The sequence below is a fragment of the Agrobacterium sp. rho-13.3 genome (assembly GCF_033957765.2).
Lineage (GTDB): Bacteria > Pseudomonadota > Alphaproteobacteria > Rhizobiales > Rhizobiaceae > Agrobacterium.
Genome location: NZ_CP192775.1, coordinates 891,571 through 911,497, shown reverse-complemented (window position 1 = coordinate 911,497; position 19,927 = coordinate 891,571). Strand labels below are relative to the sequence as shown.

At 56.1% G+C, this 19,927-nt stretch carries 19 protein-coding genes; 10 read left to right on the top strand and 9 right to left on the bottom strand.

All coding sequences use genetic code 11. The features are described 5' to 3' along the window. Positions 1–4: 4 nt before the first annotated feature. The 3 genes from RMR16_RS19100 to RMR16_RS19090 form a co-directional block, all read right to left on the bottom strand. Positions 5–1,015, bottom strand: coding sequence for an ABC transporter permease (locus RMR16_RS19100; protein ID WP_320198893.1), 1,011 nt, complete (start codon positions 1,013–1,015; stop codon positions 5–7). 126 nt (positions 1,016–1,141) lie between these two features. After that, entirely contained in the window at positions 1,142–2,704 is a 1,563-nt protein-coding gene (locus RMR16_RS19095) for an ABC transporter substrate-binding protein (protein WP_320198892.1), read from the bottom strand. Positions 2,705–2,958: 254 nt separating this feature from the next. Beyond that, complete coding sequence (locus tag RMR16_RS19090; protein WP_320198891.1) at positions 2,959–3,816, bottom strand: sulfurtransferase; 858 nt, start codon at positions 3,814–3,816, stop codon at positions 2,959–2,961. 136 nt (positions 3,817–3,952) lie between these two features. Between RMR16_RS19090 and RMR16_RS19085 the strand changes: the two genes are divergently transcribed. Continuing rightward, positions 3,953–5,770 (top strand): ABC transporter ATP-binding protein, encoded by a 1,818-nt coding sequence (locus RMR16_RS19085; protein WP_320198890.1) that lies wholly within the window; start codon positions 3,953–3,955, stop codon positions 5,768–5,770. A 12-nt stretch (positions 5,771–5,782) separates the two neighbouring features. On the opposite strand, the gene RMR16_RS19080 is transcribed toward RMR16_RS19085, so the two are convergent. Further along, positions 5,783–6,484: a GntR family transcriptional regulator gene (locus tag RMR16_RS19080; RefSeq protein ID WP_320198889.1), complete on the bottom strand. Its 702-nt coding sequence runs from the start codon at positions 6,482–6,484 to the stop codon at positions 5,783–5,785. 193 nt (positions 6,485–6,677) lie between these two features. Between RMR16_RS19080 and RMR16_RS19075 the strand changes: the two genes are divergently transcribed. From RMR16_RS19075 to RMR16_RS19060, 4 genes are read left to right on the top strand one after another with little or no spacing between them, the layout of a single operon-like run. Next, a complete protein-coding gene (locus RMR16_RS19075) occupies positions 6,678–7,340 on the top strand; it encodes an aspartate/glutamate racemase family protein (protein ID WP_320198888.1) in 663 nt (220 codons plus the stop codon). Beyond that, a complete protein-coding gene (locus tag RMR16_RS19070) occupies positions 7,337–8,701 on the top strand; it encodes a dihydroorotase (protein ID WP_320198887.1) in 1,365 nt (454 codons plus the stop codon). Before RMR16_RS19075 ends, RMR16_RS19070 begins: the two co-directional genes overlap by 4 nt. Positions 8,702–8,710: 9 nt before the next feature. After that, on the top strand, positions 8,711–9,637 hold the full coding sequence (locus RMR16_RS19065) for a dihydrodipicolinate synthase family protein (protein ID WP_320198886.1): 927 nt from the start codon (positions 8,711–8,713) through the stop codon (positions 9,635–9,637). Beyond that, on the top strand, positions 9,634–10,779 hold the full coding sequence (locus RMR16_RS19060; RefSeq protein WP_320198885.1) for a MalY/PatB family protein: 1,146 nt from the start codon (positions 9,634–9,636) through the stop codon (positions 10,777–10,779). The genes RMR16_RS19065 and RMR16_RS19060 overlap by 4 nt, the downstream gene beginning before the upstream one ends. A gap of 20 nt (positions 10,780–10,799) precedes the next feature. Here the strand turns inward: RMR16_RS19060 and RMR16_RS19055 are convergent, their stop codons facing one another. Beyond that, the gene (locus tag RMR16_RS19055) at positions 10,800–11,642 is read right to left on the bottom strand and encodes an NADPH-dependent oxidoreductase (RefSeq protein WP_320198884.1); all 843 of its coding nucleotides are present in this window, start codon (positions 11,640–11,642) and stop codon (positions 10,800–10,802) included. A gap of 376 nt (positions 11,643–12,018) precedes the next feature. On the opposite strand from RMR16_RS19055, the gene RMR16_RS19050 reads away from it, so the two are divergent. The 3 genes from RMR16_RS19050 to RMR16_RS19040 are packed head-to-tail and all read left to right on the top strand — an operon-like array spanning position 12,019 to position 16,026. Beyond that, positions 12,019–13,626: an ABC transporter substrate-binding protein gene (locus RMR16_RS19050; protein ID WP_320198883.1), complete on the top strand. Its 1,608-nt coding sequence runs from the start codon at positions 12,019–12,021 to the stop codon at positions 13,624–13,626. 21 nt (positions 13,627–13,647) lie between these two features. Then, entirely contained in the window at positions 13,648–14,739 is a 1,092-nt protein-coding gene (locus tag RMR16_RS19045) for a rhodanese-like domain-containing protein (protein ID WP_320198882.1), read from the top strand. A gap of 33 nt (positions 14,740–14,772) precedes the next feature. Next, a complete protein-coding gene (locus RMR16_RS19040; RefSeq protein WP_320198881.1) occupies positions 14,773–16,026 on the top strand; it encodes an acyl-CoA dehydrogenase family protein in 1,254 nt (417 codons plus the stop codon). A gap of 23 nt (positions 16,027–16,049) precedes the next feature. Here the strand turns inward: RMR16_RS19040 and RMR16_RS19035 are convergent, their stop codons facing one another. The 4 genes from RMR16_RS19035 to RMR16_RS19020 all read right to left on the bottom strand — a co-directional run bounded on the left by RMR16_RS19035 (position 16,050) and on the right by RMR16_RS19020 (position 18,531). Continuing rightward, complete coding sequence (locus tag RMR16_RS19035) at positions 16,050–16,514, bottom strand: DoxX family protein (protein WP_413785967.1); 465 nt, start codon at positions 16,512–16,514, stop codon at positions 16,050–16,052. A 30-nt stretch (positions 16,515–16,544) separates the two neighbouring features. Then, the gene (locus RMR16_RS19030; RefSeq protein ID WP_320198879.1) at positions 16,545–17,300 is read right to left on the bottom strand and encodes an HvfC/BufC N-terminal domain-containing protein; all 756 of its coding nucleotides are present in this window, start codon (positions 17,298–17,300) and stop codon (positions 16,545–16,547) included. A gap of 11 nt (positions 17,301–17,311) precedes the next feature. Then, positions 17,312–18,166, bottom strand: a complete 855-nt coding sequence (gene bufB, locus RMR16_RS19025) for an MNIO family bufferin maturase (protein WP_320198878.1) — start codon at positions 18,164–18,166, stop codon at positions 17,312–17,314. An 83-nt stretch (positions 18,167–18,249) separates the two neighbouring features. Continuing rightward, complete coding sequence (locus tag RMR16_RS19020; RefSeq protein ID WP_320198877.1) at positions 18,250–18,531, bottom strand: BufA1 family periplasmic bufferin-type metallophore; 282 nt, start codon at positions 18,529–18,531, stop codon at positions 18,250–18,252. 173 nt (positions 18,532–18,704) lie between these two features. On the opposite strand from RMR16_RS19020, the gene RMR16_RS19015 reads away from it, so the two are divergent. Both RMR16_RS19015 and RMR16_RS19010 read left to right on the top strand, forming a co-directional pair. Then, entirely contained in the window at positions 18,705–19,262 is a 558-nt protein-coding gene (locus RMR16_RS19015) for a sigma-70 family RNA polymerase sigma factor (protein ID WP_320198876.1), read from the top strand. Next, positions 19,259–19,894, top strand: a complete 636-nt coding sequence (locus RMR16_RS19010) for an NrsF family protein (RefSeq protein WP_320198875.1) — start codon at positions 19,259–19,261, stop codon at positions 19,892–19,894. The genes RMR16_RS19015 and RMR16_RS19010 overlap by 4 nt, the downstream gene beginning before the upstream one ends. Positions 19,895–19,927 lie beyond the last annotated feature (33 nt).

Below are 19,927 nucleotides of genomic sequence, written 5' to 3'. Positions count from 1 at the left end.
GGGCTCACTTCATTTTCTTGCGCACACGCGGATCAAGCACGCCATAGAGCGTATCCACGATGATGGATGTCAGAACAAAAAGCAGCGCGAAGACCAGTGTTGTTCCCTGAATCACCGGATAATCCCGATTCTTGATGGCTTCGAACATGTAACGGCCAACACCGGGCCAAGCGAAGATCGTTTCAGTGAGAATAGCGCCGCCCAGCATTTCAGCGAATTTCAAACCGATGATCGTCATGGCTGGCAGCAATGAGTTGCGCAGCCCATGTGTCAGTACGATATCGGCGCGGCGAAGCCCTTTGGCCTTTGCCGTGCGCATAAAATCTTCCCCCATCACATCCAGCATGGTGTTGCGCACGAAGCGGCCAAGCGTGGCGGCGAGAAAGGCGGCCAGCACCGCAGTCGGCAAAATGAGGTGCTGGATGGCGCTCCAGACAGCTGCCGGATTGCCGGTGATGATACCGTCAAGAATGGCGAAGCCGGTTATCGTCTCAACAGTGACGAAAGAACTCATCCGGCCCGAAACCGGCAGCCAGCCGAGATAGGTCGCGAAAATCAATTGCAGGATCAGCGCCAGCAGGAACGCTGGCATCGATACGCCCACCAGCGAAACAATGCGGGTGATGTGATCGAAAACCGAGTTGGGCCGCACGGCAGACAGCACACCAATCGGAATGCCGAAAATGATCGCGACGATGGTGGCGAGAACCGAAAGCTCTATCGTGGCCGGTAAGCGGCTCAGGATTTCGCGGGCGACAGGCTCTCCTGATTTCAGGGAAAAACCCATATCTCCCTGAAACAGTCCCACCACGTAGTTTACGAATTGCAGAACAACGGGTTGGTCGAGATCGAGTTGAGCGCGGAGCACGTCGATCTGCTCCTGCGTCGCACCGGGGCCAAGCAGCGTGACGGCGGGGTCGCCGGGAATGATCCTGACAAGCGAAAACACGATCACCAGAACGATGCACATAACCGGTATCAGCGCGATCAGCCGGCGTATGATGAAACTCGCCATGCTCTCCAACTTTGTTTGCCAGTATGCCCGGCACCGGCCGAACAAAAGAATGCGCCTATCAGAGAGGCGAAACACGGAAGCGGGCAGCTCCGAAAAGCAACCCGCCATGATGTTATAAAAAGATCGCTACTTCTTGTAGACGGACCAATATTCATTCAGCGGCGGCGCGCTGTTGACCACAAGGCCTTCAACATTCGAACGCAGGAAGACGATCAGCTTCGGGCTGAACAGATAAGCGCCGGGTACGGTCTTGGCGATTTCTTCCTGAACCTGGAAATAAAGCTGCTTGCGGGCGTCGATATCAGATGTCTGCTGTGCCTTGAGGATCAGATCGTCCAGAGCCTTGTTCTGCGGCATGCGGAAGGTCATGGCCGTGTTGGCAAGCGACGAAAGATAGCCAATGGTGATATGGGCATCGGGATCATTGTACCAGGGCTGACGGCCATCAAGCGCCACATCGAACTGTCCGGAGGTCTGCAATGCACGCAGCGCCGGAAACTCTGTCTGCTGAATGGTGGCGTTGATCCCGACATCAGCAAGATTTGCTTGAACGAAGGTTGCAACGGCACCCCAGAGCGGGCCTTGGAAGCTGTAAAGCTTCAGGTCGAGGCTGGACGGGTCGACCTTGGCTTCTGCCAGCAGCTTCTTGGCAAGGTCTGGATCGTATTTCGGAGCAAGCTCCTTGATCTTCGGGTTGAACGCCCAGCTGTTGCTGGTCAGCGGGCCGTAGACGCGCTCTGCGGTGCCGCCAAAGACACCTTGCAACAGACCATCATAGTCGATGGCATGTGTGATGGCCTGACGGACGCGGACATCTGCGAAAGGACCGTCTGTCTTGCTGTTGTTGAACTCAAGCTGGCGAATGATTTGGCTCGACGTCTCGAGAATTTTGACGTCCTTGTTGGTCTTCAACGCTTCGATGTCCGTTGCGACGATGGCAGAAAGCTGCCCCTGCTGCTGGACGACATCGACGCCGCCGCTTTCAAGCTCAAGACGGCGCGTGGATGCGTCCGGGATAACGCGGTAGATGATCTTGGAAAGCTTCGGCGCACCACGGAAATAATCTGCGTTTGCCTCCAGCACGACGTTGGTATCCGCCTGCGCACCCTTGAAGACGAAGGGGCCTGTGCCGACCGGGCTGGTCGCGAACTTGTCGCCCAGCTTCTGGACAGCGGTTGGGCTAACGATGGCAGACTGCGGCTGGGCGAGGATGGAAAGGAAGGCCGGATATGCCGCCGAAAGTGTGATCTTCACTTCGGTTGTGGAAACGATTGCGATGTCCTTGATCAGATCAAAGGTCGCCTTGACGTAAGGGTTGGACGCCTTGGTGCGCTCCAGCGAAAATTTTACCGCAGCCGCATCAAAGGGGGTGCCGTCCTGAAATTTAACGCCATCCCGCAGCTTGAAATCGAACTCTTTGCCATCTGCCGACACTGTCCATTTATCGGCCAACCGACCCTCAAGCTTGTCGAAATCAGGTGCCGTCCATGCAACCAGCGTGTCGAACACGTTGAGAATGATCTCGCTGCCAATCGGCTCTGCCTTGTTGGCACCCGGCTCAAGGCCGACCGGATCGGAAGGGACAGCAACAACCAGTGTTTTTGACTGATCCTGCGCATAAACAGGAGAAACCGCCGAGATGATCGGCGCGGCAATGAGCGCCGCCACAAAACCCTTCCAGATATTCATATTACGACCCTTCCCTGACCGTCGGCCTTTTTCGAAAATTCGAAACCCTGATAGAGCGGGCAGCAGCGCCGCTTTTCTCTGATATATTACGAAATATATCTGTCACTACGGCCCGTGTAAAGTCGAAGTGGCGCGCATTTGAACAAAGAGTATATACGCACATTTTTTATGCTAACCGCGCAAATACTGCCTATCAATAGCCCACAGCGCGAGCATATAGCTCCAAGAAAACCTGTCTTTTTAGTATTCCAACGTCAAAACGGATCGGCGCCCGTGACCACGGGTCTGGTGGGATCAGATACCCAGGCTGACCATGAGCCGGGATACATAGAGGCCGAAACTCCGATGGCTGCAAGTGCAAGTACCGTGTGCGCCGCCGACATGCCAGCACCACAATAGACCCCGACTTCGCAAGCACCATCCACGCCAAGGGCGCGGTACATTTCCTTTAACGTCGCGCTATCGGTGAAATTGCCGTAGTCCGTGACATTGTCTGGCGCGGGCGCGCTAATGGCATAGGGAATATGGCCCCGCGCAGGTTGGCCCTCAGCGACAGTACCACCGATATAATTGGGGCGGATGCGTGCATCCAGAAGCAGCCCTTCCTCGCCAAACCGCAAGGCATCATCCGCACCGAACTCCGGCATATGGCCGGGCGAAAGTTCGATCATGCTGGGCAGAGATGTCGTCAGCGCATCGGTTGTCGGCAGACCCGTCGCTATCCATGCGGGAAAACCGCCGTCCAGAACGCGCACGTCTTTCAAACCCGCCCACTTCAGCACCCACCACGCCCGGGCCGCCGTCATGCTGCGGTCGGCGTCATAGATAACAATGGTGCTTTCCGGGCGAAGCCCCCAGCGCCGAGCGTTGTCTTGTAATGTCGCAATTTGCGGAAGCGGGCGCTGTCCCGCCTCGAAAGACGGTGGCGACTGGAAATCCGTATAGGCTTCGGTGTCGATTGCGCCTTCAATGCGCTGGCCCTTGAAAGAGGGTTGGTCGGTATAGGGGTTGACCGAGTGCACCGCAAGCACCGTGACATCCGCGCCGGATTGGCGCATTTCATTCAGTTCAGACGGCGTGAGAAGAACGGATTTGCGAATATCGTCAGGCATCAGACAGTTATTTCCCTGTAAAATGTGTCTTACCTGATATTATCCTCGTTGATTGGAAGGTTCTTGGCAAGTTCAAATATCTTACGTAATATCTCACAGAATTTGCAGGCGCGATTGCGTATCTTTTTGTCTTTACATGCATGCAGGGGCCATTCGATTGACAGTTCTTTCCGTGCAAAACCTCACCACATCCTTCCGGCGAAACGGCGTGTGGACCCCCGTTGTCAGCGATGTTAGCCTGTCGGTCAGCGCCGGAGAAACGGTTGCCATCGTTGGCGAATCCGGGTCTGGCAAGAGCGTTACCGCAATGTCGATCATGCGGCTTTTGCCAGAAAAAATATCACGCGTTACCGGCAGAATCGAGCTGGTAGGCCGTGATCTGCTCAGCCTGCCGGAACGCGAAATGCAGGATATTCGCGGCAGCCGCATCGCCATGATCTTTCAGGAACCGATGACCTCCCTCAACCCGGTGATGACCATCGGGCGCCAGATTACCGAGGCCATTCGCCGCCACCGTTCGGCTTCAAACAACGAAGCAAAAGCGGAAACCATCCGTCTTTTCGAGCGGGTTCGCATACCCTCTGCCACTCAGCGTTTCGATGAATATCCCCATCAGCTTTCCGGCGGCACCTTGCAGCGCGTAATGATCGCGATGGCATTGTCCTGTCGACCCACACTGTTGATCGCGGACGAACCTACCACCGCTTTGGACGTGACCGTTCAGGCAGAAATCCTCCAGCTTATCAAAAGCCTGCAAGACGAAGAGAAGATGGGAGTTCTGTTCATCACCCATGACATGGGTGTGGTGGCGGAAATCGCTGACCGAACCGTCGTCATGTTCCGTTCTCGTGCCTTGGAAACCGGCTCGACAGAAGAAATTTTCGCGCGACCCGGCACTGCTTACACAAAAGCGCTGCTGTCTGCGGTTCCGAAACTGGGGTCGATGGCCGGTCAGGAAAACCCCTCCACCTTTCCACTCATCGATGTGGAAACAGGTGCGGCACGTCCTGAACGGCAAGTCTCGCCCGCACAACAAAATGTCGTGCTCGAAGTCAAAAATCTCGTCACGCGTTTTGACGTCAGAAGCGGAGTATTCGGTCGTGTCAACGCACGCGTCCATGCGGTCGAGGATGTTTCCTTTGATCTCAATGAAGGCGAAACGCTCTCGCTCGTTGGCGAGTCCGGATGCGGCAAATCCACCACCGGGCGCTCTATCCTGCGCTTGGTCGAGCCGGTCAGTGGCACGATCCGCATCAACGGACAGGACATCCGCAATCTTACGCTCGCAGACCTGACCCGCCAAAGACAGCGGATGCAGATGATTTTTCAGGACCCGTTCTCAAGCCTCAATCCGCGTATGCGCGTAGGCGACGCCATTGCCGAACCAATCATCGCGCACGGGCTTGCCAACAAGCCGGATGCCCGAGCAAAGGCAGTCGATCTGCTGGAAAAAGTCGGCCTTACGGCAGATATGGCGCGCCGGTTTCCGCATGAATTTTCCGGTGGTCAGCGCCAACGCATCAGCATCGCCCGCGCCCTGACACTGAACCCGGGCCTTATCGTTGCGGATGAAGCCGTGTCTGCTCTCGACGTGTCAATCAAGGCGCAGGTCGTCAATCTTATGCTGGAACTTCAGGAAAGCCTGAAGATCGCCTATCTGTTCATCAGTCATGACATGGCCGTGGTGGAGCGCGTCAGCCACAGGGTTGCGGTGATGTATCTGGGTGAGATCGTGGAAATCGGAACACGGGCGCAGGTTTTCGGCAGCCCACAGCACCCTTACACAAGACGCCTTTTGGATGCCGTCCCCATTGCAGACCCCGCCGGACGGCATCTGCGCAAAGCTCGCCCAAGCATGGAAATCGGCAGTGCCGTCAGACCCGCAGACTATGTGCCGCCAAGGGCTATTTACCGGGAATACGCGCCGGGTCATCTGGTCAAAGAGGACGCCTAAGAAACGTAACCCTTACAGCGAAATACCCGGCTTGGGGCTGGCAACCATGGCCGCCAACAGGCCTTTGCGCGTATTTTCGTTGTGTTCCATCATCGCCAGCCGTGCCTTTTCGCCGTCTCGCTGGCGAAGAAACGCAACGATGCGATGATGATCATTGGTGGTTTCTGGATTGATGTCGCGAAAGCGCGTTCCCATGTAAAACAGCCGCGCGCACTCTTCCAGATGGCGCATGACCAGAGCGTGCAGGCGCGCATTGCCAGAACCTTTGGCAATCGCGGAATGGAAGGTCTCGTTCGATGCGACGAAGGTTGTCGTGCTGACATTTTCACCCACGGTATAAGTCGCGTCGGCCAGTCGTTCGAGCGTTTCCAACTCTTCTACCGTCAGGTTTTGCGCGGCCAGAACAGCCGCCGTGCCTTCAAGTGCGCCACGAATTTCGAAAAGATCATTCATATCTTTCAACGTCACCGGTGTGACGCGATACCCACGGCGGGGGAAAGCCTCCATCAAGCCTTCGACGCAGAGGCGTGCCAGCGCTTCACGAACCGGCGTCTTGCTCATCTGCAATTGCTCGGCCAATTCAGGCTCGGAAACGTCGGCGCCCGGTGCAAGTTCGCCGGTTATCACACGTTCGCGCAACACCGAATAGGCCTGCTCCGTCAGCGATTTTCCCCGCTTCACCAAGGACAGCAGCGGCTTTTGCAAATTATCCAAATCCGTCTCCAGACCTTTTGAGGCCATAGTCTTCGATCTTCCGGCAGATGAGCCTTCATGCTCTTCTATCACGGAATTCGGCACCGCCAATCTCTACACGCTGCCTTTGACACGGCAATAGTCGTAATATATTACGTGAGATATCTACACCCTGCAACGGGCCGCTGCGCGCTGGCAATCACACGGTGAATTCGTGAGCAAAATCCTTGTCATAAATCCCAACAGCTCCGTTACCGTCACGAGATCGATGGAAGCTTGCCTCGGTTCCGTGCGTGCTGCAAGCCGCCATGAGATTGAATGCATAGAGCTTTCAAAATCCCCGCCGGGGATTGAAACCGATGACCATGTGGCTGCCGTTGTGCCCAACATCATCGAAGCGGTTGCTGCCTCGTCTGCGGATGCATTCGTGCTGGCCTGTTTTTCCGATCCGGGCATAGCGCGGGTTCGGCAGCAAACCGAAAAGCCTGTTTTCGGCATCGCCGAAGCGGCCTATCTGACTGCACTCGGTCTCGGGCCCCGTTTCGGCATCATCTCGCTTGGTCAATCTTCAATCAATCGGCATCTGCGCTATCTTCAAGCGCTTCAACTCGATCGCCGCTTGGCAGGCGATCGTTCCATTGACAAAACGGTTGTCGAATTGATGCAAAGTGATGTTGTTGACATCGTTGCCCGAACAGCCCGATTGCTTCGCGATCAGGACGGTGCAGACGTGGTGATCCTTGGTTGCGCGGGGCTGGGTTCTTACCGCGAAGCCTTGCAGGATAGCCTCGGCATTCCGGTCATCGATCCCGTACAGGCGGGCGTTGCGCTGGCCTCAAGCACGCTGGATTTGGGTTACAGGAGAACCGCACGATGACACTCGACCTGACAGTGAGCGGCACGCTGATATTGCCGGAAGGCCGCTTGGAAAACGCGTGGCTTGGCATCAGCGGCGGCAAGATCGTTTCAATCGGCACCGGTCCTGCCCCGGATGCCACAGAGAGTTACGATGCGGGCAGCGATCTCATCATTCCCGGCGTCGTCGATGGCCAGACCCATGCGACAAGCTACGGCGGCCTTCCCGGCCTTCGTTCAACAACACGCTCTGCCATTGCCGGTGGCGTTACCACCATCGTGGATATGCCCTATGACAATCCGGCTCCGCTCAACACTGTTGCCCGCCTTGAAGACAAGGTTGCGGCGATCCGCGAACATGCCCACGCCAACGTCGCCCTCTACGGCACGATCATGCCGGGACAGAGCACGACCGATATCCAGCCATTGATCGATAACGGCGTTGTGGCGTTCAAGATTTCCACTTTTGAAAGCAGCCCGACGCGGTTTCCTCGTATTGCATCTGAGCAGATACTCGCCACCTTTAACGCGCTGGCTGAAACCACGATCCCGCTTGGCGTGCACAATGAGGATCAGGAAATCGTCCGCGCCCATATCGCCGCCGCAAAAGCTGCCGGACGTGACGGCATCGCCGCCCATTCCGAGAGCAGACCACCAGCAGCAGAACTTGCCGCCACAGCGCAGTTTCTGGAACTGGGCGCTGCCGCCCATGCACACGCCCATATCGTGCATCTGACGACAGCGCGTGGTTTTCAACTGGTCGATAATTATCTGGCGGACGGCTTCCGTGCGACGGGCGAGCTTTGCGTACACTATCTCTGGTTCGATCCAGATAAGGACGGCGCTGAACTTGGCGCGAAGATGAAGGTGAACCCGCCGATCCGCCCGGGCCAGATCGATGCGCTGTGGGAAGAAATTCTGGCAGGCCGGGTTGCTTTCGTCAGTTCCGACCACTCAAGTTGGCCGGTCGATAACAAGCTGACGCCATCCATCTTCGATGCCGGCGCAGGCGTACCCGGTCTGGAAACGCTCCTACCAGCATTTTACACCGCAGCAGACAATCGCGGTCTTGATGCGGCGGCTATCACTGTGGAGCAGCTTTGTGAGCGGCCAGCGAAATTTTTTGGCCTCTGGCCCAACAAAGGCGCGCTGCGTATCGGTGCCGATGGCGATCTCGCCATTCTCTCATATGTCCCCCAGGTCTGGGATTCGTCCAGAGCGCATGATGAGTTGAACTGGAGCCCGTTCGATGGTCGGGAATTCAACGTGACTGTCACCCGCACCTATCTTGGTGGAAACCTCGCCTGGGATGGCAGCAAGGTCGTCAATCAACCCGGCTCCGGACGTTATGTCCAGCGCGGCCAGTCCCATTGGTTTGAATAGGAACGCATCATGTCGCTCATAAATTCCAGCACCAAAGGCGTGTTCGTCATTACCTGCACACCGTTTATGGAAGACGGCGCGCTCGACCCGGCAAGCATCGAGCGCATGACCGATTTCTATTATGAAAAAGGTGCGGACGGCCTGACCATCCTTGGCATGATGGGAGAAGCGCCGAAGCTTACCCAGGCTGAATCCATCGACGTGACAAAGCTGACGTTGAAACGCTCCGCAGACAAACCTGTGGTCGTCGGTGTTTCCGCACCCGGTCTTGCCGCTATTGGTGAACTGACGAAAGCGGTGATGGATTTGGGTGCTGCCGGGGTTATGGTCGCGCCTCCATCCGCGTTGCGCACGGACGAGCAGATCATCACCTATTATCGCAATGTGGTCGATACAGTTGGTACAGACGTCCCTATCGTGTTGCAGGATTTCCCGCTTTCGACCGGCGTTCAGATCAGCTCGAAAACCCTCGGCACCATCTTTGAGGCCCATTCCAGCATCGTCATGCTGAAGCACGAGGACTGGCCGGGTCTGCAAAAGATTTCCGACCTGCGCGACGCCGAAGCCAAAGGCCGTCGCCGTACCTCCATTCTTTGCGGTAATGCTGGTGTTTTTCTAACGGAAGAAATGCAGCGTGGCGCAGATGGCGCGATGACCGGTTTTGCCTATCCAGAAATGATGGTGGACGTGGTTCGCCTCAGCAGTGAGGGTCAATATGATGCTGCACAGGATCTGTTCGATGCCTACCTGCCGCTAATGCGTTACGAACAGCAGCCGGGCCTCGGTCTTGCGGTTCGCAAATATGTGCTCGCCAAACGCGGTGCGATTGCCAGTGCCGCACAACGCCGTCCCGGCGCACCATTGAACGCGCGGGCAGTGCAGGAAGTCGAAAAATTGATAGAGCGCCAGACCCGGAAACTGGAGCTGTTGAAGTGAGTGATTTCGACGCCGTCTACGAGCGCCGCGGCACCGGCAGTTCCAAATGGAGCAAATATCCAGCAGATGTCCTGCCCATGTGGGTTGCCGACATGGATTTTGCGGCGGCACCGGAAATCATTGATGCCATCCGCGACCGGCTGGACCATCCGCTTTTAGGGTATGGCGTTGCCAAAGACGAACTGCGTGACAGGGTCATTGTCGATATGCAGGAGAAATACGGCTGGACTGTATTGCCCGAACATATCGTCTTCCTGCCCGGTGTAGAGCCGGGTTTCAACATGGCTCTCAAGGCGATGTTACAGCCCGGCGATGGGGTTTTGGTGCAAACGCCCGTCTATCGACCAATCCTTAACGCCCCCGGACATTGGGGTCTGACGCGCCGTGAAGCACCGTTAATCCCGGCGGGAGATCGCTGGGCAATGAACTTTGATAGTTTCGGCGCTGAGCTTGCCCAAACGAAAGCCTTTCTGTTCTGTAACCCGCAGAACCCGACCGGCAAGGTCTTTACCCGTGACGAACTGACGGCCATGGCAGACCTGTGCCGCAAGCACGACGCGCTGATTATCTCCGACGAGATTCATTGCGACCTCGTTTTTGCAGGTCACCGCCACATACCGATTGCGACGATCTCAGCGGATGCTAGCGAGCGGACCATCACGCTTATGGCAGCCAGCAAAAGCTACAACATCGCGGGCATGAAGACCGCATTCGCGATCATTGCCGACAAGACAATCCGGGAAAAATTTGTTGCCTCACGGCTCGGCATGGTGGACAGCGTCAACGTACTGGGACTTGAAGCTACGCTTGCAGCCTATGCCAAAGCAGACCGGTGGAAGCAGGACATGCTGGCCTATGTGGAGGCCAACCGTGAATTTCTGAGCCGAGAAGTTGCCAGACGTTTCCCCGGCGTCACGATGATCAAACCGGAAGCAAGCTTCCTGGCTTGGCTGGATTGCACCGCTCTCAACCTTCAGCCGGACCCGCACGCCTTCTTCCTGGAACGTGGCAAGGTGGGTTTCAGCGCTGGCAGCGAATTCGGCGAAATCTATGGCCACTATATCCGCCTCAACTTCGGCTGCCCCCGAAGCATTCTCATTGAAGGATTGGACCGGATGCAGAATGCGCTCGTGAACCGCTGACGCGGATCACGAGGCACGCTTCATTTGATGCCGAAGCCAAGACGCCGCAATATCTGCGCCAGCTCTGCGCGGCCTTTCAGCGCGTCGGCATTTTCCACGCGTTGGGCAATCGGGGCTGTCCAGCCATTTTGCGGCAGGCCCTGTTTTTCCTGAAACACCTTTAAAACCTCGTCATAGGTATTGAGGTCATCCGGCCCGACGTCCGAATAGGTTTCGTGGAACAGGATGGACGATTGTGGCAGGCGCGGTTTGACGTCGGTTTTCACATCGGGGTCGGGATATCCGACGGTGAGACCAAACACGGCAACCGTTTCTGGCGGCAGGTTCAGTTCGCGTGCCACATCTTCAGGCTGATTGCGAATACCACCCACGTAGCAGGAGCCGAGGCCGAGTGAATCGATTGCCGCCACGGCGTTCTGCGCTGCCAATGCCGCATCGATGGCACCGAGCAGAAAACTTTCCAGATAATTCAGCGCCTCTCCGTCATTGCCATGGTCGGACGCGACCGTTCGCAACCGTTTCAGGTCGATCAGCCATACGAGGAAAACAGGCGCGTTCTTTATGTGGTTGTTACCGCCCGTAAAACCAGCCAAACGCGCCTTTCGATCGGCGTCCTGAACCGCAACCACGCTCCATGCCTGAAGATTGGAGGATGTGGGCGCTGATTGCGCTGCCGCGACCAGAAGTTCCAATGCACCATCCGGCAGCGGCTTCGGCAAATAGGCGCGAGCGGTCCGGTGGTTCAGCAACGCATCAACCGTCTCATTCCAGAATGGCGGAGAAAAAGCGGCTTGCGCGCCATAACGGGCGTCGACCCGCTGCTGCGGAATGTCGAGAGGGGTGATCGGGTTAGGTCGGGTCATCGTGTGAAACTCCGTCGCATGAGAAATTGGAGGGCAGACAATAAGAGGCGTATCATTTGATATGCTGCACAAGCCCGCCTGCCGAGCAACGCCCTACTCATTCGCCATCGTTCAATGAAACAACATTTCCAAGCCACATCTGGAAAAAAAATGATGTCGTTTCTTTTGGTGATGCCATTTGCAACAGATACGCAATGGCAATCCATAAGAAACACATAAAGCAGCACATTTTTTGGCAGGCTGCGGAATACGTAGAGAAATAAAATTTCGCAAGAAATGTTTTCTTCGCCGGATAAGAAGAATTTTATTCTTAAGAACTTCCCGTTTTGACCCGATGCTTTCGTTATCGAAACGACGCTTTCAAACGGGGATTATGATGACCATAGGACGCCGCCAGTTTAACAAATTGCTTCTTCTGGCTACAGCAGGAACTGCGCTGCCGGGTTCCGTATTTGCTGCGAACACCAATGCAAGCCGTCCTGTTTCCGGTGGCACGCTAAGGCTGCTCTATCGTGTCGACCCCGGCAATGCCCTGTTCGCCATCAACACTTCATCCGGCACCGGACAGGCAATCGGCCCAAAGATCGTGGAAGGCCTGCTGACATTCGATTTCGACCTCAAGCCACAGCCTTTGCTGGCGAAAGAATGGTCGGTTTCGGATGATCACCTGCGCTATACGTTCAAACTCCGCCCTAACGTGAAATGGCATGATGGACGGGATTTCACGTCTGAAGATGTCGCCTTTTCGATTTTCCGTTTGAAGGAAGCCCATCCTCGCGGTCGCATCACCTACCAGAACGTCACGAAGGTGGAGACGCCCGATCCGCTCACCGCCATCATCGTACTGTCCAAGCCAGCACCATTTTTGATCGCCGCGCAATCGAGTTCAGAATCTCCAATCGTGCCAAAGCATATCTTCGAACAGCTGAAGCCGGGCGATGGTCAGACATTGCAGACCGCCATTGGCACAGGCCCGTTCAAGTTGACGGAATGGACGCCCGGCAGCCATCTGATTTTCGAACGCAACCCCACATATTGGGATGCGGGCAAGCCTTATCTTGATCGCATCATTCTTCGCATCATCACCGACCCTGCGGCGCGGGCGGTCGCGCTTGAAACAGGTGAAGTCGATCTCGGTGACAATCCGGTTCCGCTGGCCGATCTTGAACGGTTGAAGCAGAATCCTGATCTTGTCGTGGACACGAATACCTATGCCTATGCGGGTCCGCAGCAACAATTGTTCTTCAACTACGACAATGAGATATTCCGTAAGAAAGATGTCCGTCTCGCCATCGCCAAGGCCATCAATCTCGATGAAATCGTCAATATCGCGCTGTTCGGTTATGCCCAGATATCACCAAGTCCCGTCAGCACGGCCTTGCCAAATTGGAACGATCCTTCGGTAAAAGCGCACCCTTATGACCCGAAAGAGGCCGAGAAACTATTGGATGCTGCAGGGTATCCGCGCAAAGAGGATGGCAAACGTTTTGCCGCACGGTTGACGTACAACTCCTATCTGACGCCGGGTTATGCAGATGTAATCCGCAACCAACTGGAGAAAATTGGCGTCGCCGTCGAAATCCGCAAATACGATCTTCCGACCTATCTGAAGACCGTTTACACGGACCGCGCCTTTGATCTGGTCGTGGAATCGCTGTCAAATACCTTCGATCCATCTCTTGGTATCCAGCGCGCCTATTGGAGCAAAAACTTCAAGATCGGCCTGCCGTTTTCCAACGCGGCCAACTACTCAAATCTACAGGCAGACGCCCTTCTGGAAGAAGCGGCCATCGAGCCAGATGCCAAAAAGCGCTGGGTATCGTGGAGCAAATTTCAGCACCTCATCCACGATGAAGTCGCCTCTGTCGATCTCGTCGCGGCGGGAAGTCAGATCGTGGCGCATAAGCGGGTCAAGAATTACGTCACAGGTGCGCAGGGCATAAACTGGAGTTTCGGCGATCTTTGGCTAGACCCAACCGCTTGAACGCCAAAAGGAGGATACGAGATGTCCGCGAAAGCTATAACCAAAGATAAGCTCATCGAGTGGCTGGCAGATGGCAAGGAACTTGCCGTTCTGGACATCCGCCCCGCTGAAGATGTGGGCTATGCCTCACCGCTGTTTGCCACCAACCTGCCAGTTGAGCGACTGGATGCGGAAATAGACCGCTTCATTCCACGCCCCGTTGTTCGCACCGTTTTGGTGGATGATGGCAAAGGTAGTGCCGAGCAAGCGGCTGAACGCCTTGCCGCGAAAGGCTGGGTTGATATTCATTTCCTTCAAGGCGGTATTCAGGCGTGGATTGAAGGCGGGATAGACGGTTTGCCAACCTTCGATATCCCCGGCGTTCCTTTCGTGCAGAAAGTGCGAGAGGAGAAGGCCACGCCTGTGGTTTTTGCCCGTGAACTGAAAGCCTGGCAGGAAGCCGGTGAAGACGTTGTCGTCATCGACACCCGCACATTGCCGGAATATGAAAAAGCGCATGTGCCGGGTGCCATCGGCGTACCGGGTGCAGAACTTCTGCTGCGCTTTGCCGATCTCGTTCCATCGCCAACCACAAGGGTCGTCGTGTCATGTGCGGGTCTGCCGCGCGCAATTCTCGGCGCGCAGACATTGATCGACGCTAGCGTCGCCAATGATGTCAGCTATCTGCACGATGGCACACGCGGCTGGACGGATGATGGTTTTGAGTTGGAAACCGGTAGTTCGCAAACCTATTCGCCCGTCAGCGACTATGCGAAGGGATTTGCAAAAGCGCGTTTGGAAGCTTTCTCGCATGACGATGACCTGAGTTTCATCGACCGTCAGACGACAGAGAAATGGCTGAAAGACACCTCACGGACCACCTACTTCCTCGACGTGCGAACACCGGAAGAATTCGTGTCTTCCCATTTGCCAGGCTCCATTTCGTCTGAAGGTGGCCAGCTTCTAGGTGTCGCCTATCGCACCATTGCGGTGCGTGGCGCACGGGTCATTCTGGTGGATGACCTGTTGGGTGCCCGCGCCAAGGTCGTGGCGCATTGGTTGAAACGCCGAGGGTTTGAAATCGCGCTTCACCTGCACGACTTCGAACAGGGCGCAGAGGCCGCCGCTGCATAGCCGGTTCCGATTTTGACCACACAGGAATTTGAAATGACCGATACCACGCAAGCCTGGGGTTCTGCGCCCAGTAACCGTTTTGACGCGATTGCGATAAAATTTCGCGGGCTTTTTTCCGAGATCGGCAAAAATGCTGTACAACACGATCTGGATCGCGAGCTTCGTTTTGTTGACTACCAAGCCCTGAAAGCCGCAGGCTTTTCAAAGCTGCGCTTGCCAGAAAAATTCGGCGGACTGGGTCTGACACTTCCAGAGCTATTTGGTCTTATTATAGAACTGGCGGAAGCAGACCCCAATCTCACCAATGCGTATCGCAGTCACCTTGGCTTCACGGAGGATTTGCTCAACGCTGCGCCATCCCCATGGCGGGATGCGTGGTTTGAACGGATCGGACGCGGCGAAACCATCGGCAGCGGTTTTTCGGAACTTGGAGATACCAAGCTTGGAACTTACTCCACGCAGCTCACCCGAGATGAAAATGGTTGGCAACTAAACGGTGAGAAATATTACACGACGGGTTCGCTGTATGCAGACTGGATCACACTCGGCGCCGTGGATGGCGATGGCGTACCTGTCGGGGCGCTTGTTCCCACCAAGGCGAAGGGCGTTGAGATCGTCAACGATTGGGATGGCTTTGGACAGGCGCTAACGGCCAGTGGCACCGCACGTTTTACGGATGTGGCAATCTCCGACGACCTCATCAAACCCAGCGCGCTTCGTTTCAGCTATTCAGGCGGATTTTTCCAACTCGTCCATCTGGCGTCACTCGCTGGGATTGGCCGCGCTGCGGCCTCTGATCTTGCCCGTCAGGTGGCGGAGCGCAAACGGGTTTACCAGCGCAGCAACGCCTCCCGTTTCGCAGAAGACCCACAGGTTTTGCAGGTCGTGGGACGGGTGAGAGGTGCGGCCTACAGCGCCGGCGCTATCGTTCTCAAGGCCGCAGAAGCCCTGCAAGCCGCTTACGACGCCAACGTCTCCGGCGATGAAGAGCGCATTGCGGTTGCCGATCGAAATGCGGATCTGGAAATCAGCCAGTCGGTTACAGTCGTCAGCAATCTCATACTCGACGCTTCGACCATTCTGTTTGATGCCCTGGGTGCCTCTGCCGCAAAACGAAGCCATGGACTGGACCGCCATTGGCGAAACGCCCGAACCATCACCTCGCACAACCCGCGCGTCTACCATGACCGTATCGTCGGAGATTTCGCCGTCAATGGCACGTCACCAGCACCACATGGCGGTGTGGGCATCGCGTCACACAGTGAGAACGAAAAAGCAGAGGCATGAGCTGCGAAATAACCGGCTGTTTTCTATTTGGCACCAAACCGTTTTGCGATGAGGTGATCGATAGAAAACATGCCCGGTCCTCTGGCAATGACCAGAAGTAGGCAGGCGGCCCAAGTGCCATGCGTGGGCCAAGCGTCTGGGTAGACGAATATTTCGATCACCATCGTCATGCCGAAAAGAGCGAGGGCAGCAAAACGGCTGGCGAGGCCAAAGACCAGCAGGATGGGAAAGAAATGTTCGTTGAATGCGGCCAGATGCGCCGCCAGCCACGGATCGATCAGCGGCAGTTTGTATTCTGTTTGAAACAGATAAACCGCGCTGTCCGTCACATGCCAGCCTTCAACCTTGGTTTGGCCGGATTGCCAGAACACCGCGCCGATCGATAGGCGCGCGACCAAAGCAATCAGATCATGGGGAATGCGACCAAGCAGGCCGATTGAACCTTGAACAATATTGGCGGGTTTAGCCGGTGTCATCATCGCTGTCATGTCACGCATCGGAATTCTCCTTGAATGGGTTCAGCGGATTTTGGTGAATGCACCAGCCTGCAAAATGCCTGCGAGGTTGGCGGAAAGGTCGAATGTTTCTGCCTCAGTCATGGCCATTTCAAACGCCGTGCCGAGGTTTAAGCCATTGCGCAGCGTATCAATGAAAACGGCTCCGCCGGGCGGCAATGTCTGGACGTTGACTGTCATGGCGGGGCGCACCACTAGCGCGTCCTCGGCCACCCAGTCATTGATCGGCACTAGCGGCATCTCGCCCGCATTCATCGCCCAGATCGTTACGACCGGATGAGCCGACCGGACGAGACCGAGCGAGGGGTGCGGTTCAAAAATAACCTCTGCCAGCTCTTCTGGCGGCACAATGGCTAAAACGGCTGGATCAAGCGGCGCATGGTCAGCGGCGTGATAGGCGCGGCCCCGCGCAGCCTCCAGCCGGATGACATCTGCGAGATAGGGCAGTTCAGCCGCTGGTTCGAATGTCTCTACAAAATCACCAAAATCATCACCATAATTGAGCAGAAGTGGCGATTTTGGTGGAAAGTCCGCGACAAAAATGCGCGCCATCCCAGTAAAAAATGCGTCCCCGACGATCTGCTGGGCCACCGGAAAACGGGAGGCAATAGCGCCCGAAAGACCAACGGCCACATTGTTGCGATAGACGTCGAAGCGTCGTTCAGGTCGTGGAAGGTTCCACGATGTCAGTCCTTGCGGAACCGCCTGCGCTTCATCGCGCAAGGCATTGGCAAACTGGTTTTGCGTGGAGATGGACATGATCGTGCCCCTCACGCTGCTTTGCGTTTGGCGGCATGATCGATGATGACCTGTGCTGCCTGCGCTTCACTGCGAAGAACCGGCCATGCCGGCACATCATTGTCCCACTCGATCAAGGTCGCAACTGGACCTGTTCGTGCCAGCAATTCGCCGTACAATGTCCAAACCGGATCTTTCACCGGCGTATCATGACTGTCGATCAGCAGAAGCGCACCGGCATCATCCACCGTTTCCGAATGGCCGCTGAGGTGGATTTCACGTACGGCCTGCACCGGGAAATCGGCGAGATAAGTGCGTGGATCAAGATTGTGGTTGGTAGATGCGACGAAGACATTGTTGACGTCCAGCAGCAATCCGCACCCGGTGCGGTTGACGATCTCCGCCAGAAAGGCGGTTTCAGGGATCGTGCTTTCCTCAAACAGCAGATAGGTCGCGGGGTTTTCCAGAAGCATCTGTCGTCCAAGATGGCTCTGCACCTGGTCAATATGTTCGACGATGCGCGCCAGTGTTTCCGGTGTGTAAGGCAAGGGCAGAAGGTCGTTAAGAAATACATCGCCATGGCTGGACCATGCCAGATGTTCGGAAAAACTTTCCGGTTCATAGCGGTCGCAGACGATCTTTAAACGCGCAAGGTGATCCCGATCCAGTGCCTGCATGGAGCCGATGGAAAGGCCGACACCATGAACCGACAGCGCATAATTCTCACGCAAACGTCCCAGTTGCGCATGGGGCGGTCCGCCCGCACCCATGTAGTTTTCGGCGTGCACTTCGAAAAAACCAATGGGCTGAGCACCCGAATTGATTTCAGCAAAATGCTCAGGCTTGAAACCGACACCTGCACCGGCGGGAAGTTGCGAGCGTTTCATATCACACCTCTGAAAACAGACGAAAACCCTTGGTAAAAGCGGCGGCGCGGGCCATGCCGCGCCGCGCGAAAAACGAACTGGCGTCAGGCCGGAGCTTTGCCCTGTTCGAGTGTTCCCATGCCGTGCGGCGTGGTCATGGTCGTGCAGGTGCCAGCGGGAACGAGCTTCCAGGAATTAGCCTGATAGTCGACCTTCGATGTGCCCGCGCATGTGGTGCCGACACCGGCGGCGCAATCATTCTGGCCTTTGAGGGCAACGCCGTAGCATTTTTCCTTGGCGTCTGCTGCGGATGCAGGAACGGCAACCGATGCAAGAACAGATGCCAGCGAACCAGCGAGAGCAAGAGAGATCAAACGAGTGTTCATTGTGTTTCTCCGTAAATTGAGCAGACCGTCATTGGCCTGCATCGAGGTCTACGGAGGGGGCATCGTGAATATTACAGAGGCTTCGAATTATTTTTTCGATTGGAGAATGTTTGTCAAAACGCTGCTCTTATGTGTAACAAAAGCAAACGCAGGTCCGTAGAGGGGAGTATCGCGTGAAGCATTCGGAGCGCGAGGAGCAGTGGGCCAGATGGATGCGTGCAGCGATGTCCGGCGACGAAAAAGCCTATTCCAGCTTTCTTGTCGCGGTTGCTCCGCACCTTCGTGTCATGGCCCGGCGACGATGCGAACATTTCGGGGCTCCGGTCTCGGAAGCGGAAGACGTGGTGCAGGAAGTGCTCATCACCATTCACCTGAAAAGGGGAACATGGGATACGGCACGGCCAATCGGACCATGGATTTCGACAATCGTGCGCAACAAGCTGATCGACAGCCTGCGGCGACGCGGACACCGCATCAACGTGCCGATAGAAGACGTGATCGACATATTGCAAGCGGAAGAACAGCCTGATGGCCTCGATATGCTTGACGTTGATCGCATGCTGGAACAATTGAAAGACCCGCAGAAGGACATCGTTCGTTCCATTTCCGTCAATGGCGCAGATGTCCGAGAGACCGCCGAACGCCTGCATATGACGGAGGGTGCCGTGCGTGTTTCACTGCATCGTGCATTGAAGACCTTAGCTGCCCTGTATCGGAGTAAATCCGGATGAAAACCGACGATCTGATCAAAATGCTGTCTCAGGACGCCGCAGTCACAACCAACGTGGCGCGCGCTATCGGCTGGGCTGTAGTCGGCGGCACGCTCATTGCGGGCCTTGGCTTCTTTGCCGTTATCGGTTTTCGCCCGGATATCGTACAGGCTCTGGAAACCGTGCGTTTCCCGTTCAAATTCGTCGTGACGATTTCACTGGCGATTGCCGCCATCGGCATGGTGTTGCGTGTTGCCCGTCCGGGTGTGCCTTTGAGCGGTTGGGGCTGGGCATTGGCCGCAGCGCCTATTCTGCTGGGTGCAGCCGTACTCATCGAACTCAGCGTGACGCCTGAGACCGTATGGGCGGTCAAGATGGTGGGCACCAATGCCCGCAATTGCCTCACCGTGATCCCGGTCCTGTCGATCGGGCCGCTTGTCGGTCTGCTTTTGGCGCTGAAGCAAGGGGCACCAACGCGACCGGGCCTCGCGGGTGCTTTGGCGGGACTGGCATCAAGCGCCATCGCGGCAACATTTTACGCCTCCAACTGCCCCGATGACAGCCCGCTCTTCGTCGTCACCTGGTATCCTATTGCCGTCGGAATCGTCGTGCTCGTTGGCTATGTGGCAGGAACGCGGCTGTTGAAATGGTGAGTTTAGCGTCTTGGAAAACAGGTTGTGATATAG